Annotated in this window: 1 protein-coding gene and 1 pseudogene; both read right to left on the reverse strand. The window is 62.9% G+C overall.

Translation table 11 applies throughout. From position 1 onward, the window contains the following. A partial coding sequence (rpoC, locus tag ACTS2Z_RS07280) for a DNA-directed RNA polymerase subunit beta' (RefSeq protein ID WP_442572557.1) occupies positions 1-2,813 on the reverse strand: 2,813 nt, incomplete at its 3' end. 78 nt (positions 2,814-2,891) lie between these two features. Further along, positions 2,892-3,736 (reverse strand): annotated as a pseudogene (locus ACTS2Z_RS07285) (DNA-directed RNA polymerase subunit beta); the annotation flags it as partial.

Raw genomic sequence — 3,736 nt, forward strand, 5'->3', positions numbered from 1 at the left:
TGGGCCGTACCGCCGATGTGGAAGGTCCGCATCGTCAGCTGCGTGCCCGGCTCACCAATGGACTGGGCCGCGATCACGCCGACCGCTTCGCCCATGTTCACGCGCGTACCGCGCGCAAGGTCACGGCCATAGCAGGTGGCGCAGACGCCCCAGCGGGTTTCGCAGGTAAGCGGCGAACGCGTCTTCACCGAAATCACGCCCGCAGCCTCGATGGCCGCGCACAGATCCTCGTCGAGATAGGTGTCAGCCGGAGCGATCACATCGCCCGAGGACGGATCCTTGACGACCTCGGCCGTGGTGCGGCCAAGAATGCGCGCGCCCAGCGAAACGACGACTTCACCGCCATCGACGACAGCCGACAGTTCGATGCCTTGCGAGGTGCCGCAATCATCTTCGGTGATGATGCAGTCCTGCGCGACGTCGACCAGACGGCGGGTCAGATAGCCCGAGTTCGCCGTTTTCAGCGCCGTGTCAGCCAGACCCTTACGGGCACCGTGGGTCGAGTTGAAGTACTCGAGAACGGTCAGGCCTTCCTTGAAGTTCGAGATGATCGGCGTCTCGATGATCGAGCCGTCCGGACGGGCCATCAGGCCCCGCATGCCGGCCAGCTGCTTCATCTGGTTCTTCGAACCACGCGCACCGGAGTGGGCCATCATGTAGACCGAGTTCACCTCGCCGGTGCGGCCGTTCTCGGCGGCGATCGGCTTGGAGATCTCGTCCATCATGGCGTCGGCGACCTTGTCGGTACACTTGGCCCACGCATCAACGACCTTGTTGTACTTCTCACCACGCGTGATGAGGCCGTCGACATATTGCTGCTCGTAATCGGAAACCAGCGTGCGCGTCTCGTTGACGAGCGTCGCCTTGGCTTCCGGGATCAGCATGTCGTCCTTGCCGAAGGAGATGCCGGCACGGGCTGCCTCGCGGAAGCCCAGCTGCATGATGCGGTCACAGAAGATGACCGTCGCCTTCTGGCCGGTGTGACGATAGACCTCGTCGATGAGGTTACCGACTGCCTTCTTGGTGAGCAGCTCGTCGAGCAGGCTCGGCGGCAGCAGCTTGTGGCGCGGCAGGTGCTCGAGCAGCTTCATGCGGCCCGGCGTCGTGTCGATGACGCTGACCTTCGGCTCGCCTTCCTCGTCCACGCCCTCGTAGCGCGCCTTGATGCGCGTGTGCAGAGTGACGACACCGGCATCGAGCGCGGCATCAATTTCGGCCATCGAACCGAACACCATGCCTTCGCCCGGCTCGCCATCCTTCGCGATGGAAAGATAGTAGAGACCCAGCACGATATCCTGCGACGGCACGATGATCGGCTTGCCGTTGGCCGGCGAGAGGATGTTGTTGGTCGACATCATCAGCACGCGCGCTTCCAGCTGGGCCTCGAGGCTCAGCGGAACGTGCACGGCCATCTGGTCACCGTCGAAGTCGGCGTTGAACGCGGCGCAGACCAGCGGGTGAAGCTGGATGGCCTTGCCTTCGATCAGTTTCGGCTCGAACGCCTGGATGCCCAGACGGTGCAGCGTCGGCGCGCGGTTCAGGAGAACCGGGTGTTCACGGATCACCTCGTCGAGCACGTCCCAGACTTCCGGGCGCTCTTTCTCGACCAGCTTCTTCGACTGCTTGACCGTTCCCGACAGGCCCTTGGCGTCCAGACGCGCGTAGATGAACGGCTTGAACAGCTCGAGCGCCATTTTCTTCGGCAGGCCGCATTCGTGCAGTTTCAGGTCAGGACCGACCACGATCACCGAACGGCCCGAATAGTCGACGCGCTTGCCGAGCAGGTTCTGACGGAACCGGCCCTGCTTGCCCTTCAGCATGTCGGACAGCGATTTCAGCGGGCGCTTGTTCGTGCCCGTGATGACGCGGCCGCGGCGGCCATTGTCGAACAGGGCATCGACCGCTTCCTGAAGCATGCGCTTCTCGTTGCGGATGATGATGTCCGGCGCACGCAGCTCGATCAGGCGCTTGAGGCGGTTATTGCGGTTGATGACCCGGCGGTAGAGATCGTTCAGGTCCGAGGTCGCAAAGCGGCCACCATCGAGCGGCACCAGCGGGCGCAGTTCCGGCGGAATGACCGGAATGACCGTCATGATCATCCACTCAGGGCGGTTCTTCGAGAAGATGAAGGATTCAAGGAGTTTGATACGCTTGGAGAGCTTTTTCAGCTTCAGCTCCGAGCCCGTCTCCTTCATCTCTTCCTTCATGCGCTCGACTTGCGCAGGCAGGTCCATATTGCCCATCAGCTCGCGGATGGCTTCCGCGCCGATACCGGCGGTGAAGGCGTCCTCGCCGTACTCGTCGACAGCCTGATAATACTCTTCCTCGCTCAGCAGCTGGTTCTGTTGCAGCGGGGTCAGGCCCGGCTCCATGACGATATAGGCCTCGAAGTAGAGCACGCGCTCCACGTCCTTCAGGGCCATGTCCATCATCAGGGCGATGCGGGAGGGCAGCGATTTCAGGAACCAGATATGGGCAACCGGCGCGGCGAGCTCGATATGGCCCATGCGCTCGCGCCGCACGCGTGCCAGCGTGACTTCCACGCCGCACTTCTCGCAGACAATGCCCTTGTACTTGATGCGCTTGTACTTGCCGCACAGGCACTCATAGTCCTTGATCGGACCGAAGATGCGCGCGCAGAACAGGCCATCACGTTCCGGCTTGAACGTGCGGTAATTGATCGTTTCGGGCTTCTTCACCTCGCCGTACGACCAGGAGAGAATCTTCTCCGGGCTCGCCAGCGAAATCCGGATCCGGTCGAAGGCCGGGCCTTCGGCGGACGGGTTGAAGATATTCATGACCTCTTGGTTCATGTCCGTCTCCTTGACGGTGGCGGCGGCAGGCCCTTGAGGGCGGGACCTGCCACCTGATCACAGTTTGGCCGCTGGGGCCTATTCGTTGACGAGTTCCACGTTCAGGCCGAGAGAGCGCATCTCCTTGACCAGCACGTTGAAGCTCTCCGGGATGCCCGCCTCGAAGGCGTCGTCGCCGCGCACGATGGCCTCGTAGACCTTCGTACGGCCGGCCACGTCGTCCGACTTGACGGTGAGCATCTCCTGCAGCGTGTAGGCAGCGCCATACGCCTGCAGAGCCCACACTTCCATCTCGCCGAAGCGCTGGCCGCCGAACTGCGCCTTGCCGCCCAGCGGCTGCTGGGTAACGAGGCTGTACGGGCCGATGGAGCGGGCGTGGATCTTGTCATCCACAAGGTGGTGCAGCTTCAGCAGGTGCTTGATGCCGACCGTAACCTTGCGCTTGAAGGGCTCGCCCGTCTGGCCGTCATAGAGGGTCGACTGGCCGCTCTCGTCAATGCCGGCGCGCTTGAGGTACTCGACAATGTCCGGCTCGCGGGCACCATCGAAGACCGGCGTCGCAATCGGCACACCCGAGGAGAGGTTGCGGGCGAGTTCGGCGATATCGCCTTCCTCGTCCGGCAGCTCCTGATCCTCGCCATAGGCGCCGTTGATCGCCTTTTTGAGCACGTTGGCATCGCCGTCACGGGTATAGGCCTCATAGGCCTGACCGATCTGCTGGCCGAGACCTTTACACGCCCAGCCAAGGTGGGTCTCGAGGATCTGGCCCACGTTCATGCGCGAGGGCACGCCCAGCGGGTTCAGCACGATATCGACCGGCGTGCCGTCAGCCAGGAAGGGCATGTCCTCAAGCGGATTGATCTTGGAGATCACACCCTTGTTGCCGTGGCGGCCGGCCATCTTGTCGCCCGGCTGCAGCTTGC

This window comes from Glycocaulis sp., assembly GCF_052168375.1.
GTDB lineage: Bacteria > Pseudomonadota > Alphaproteobacteria > Caulobacterales > Maricaulaceae > Glycocaulis.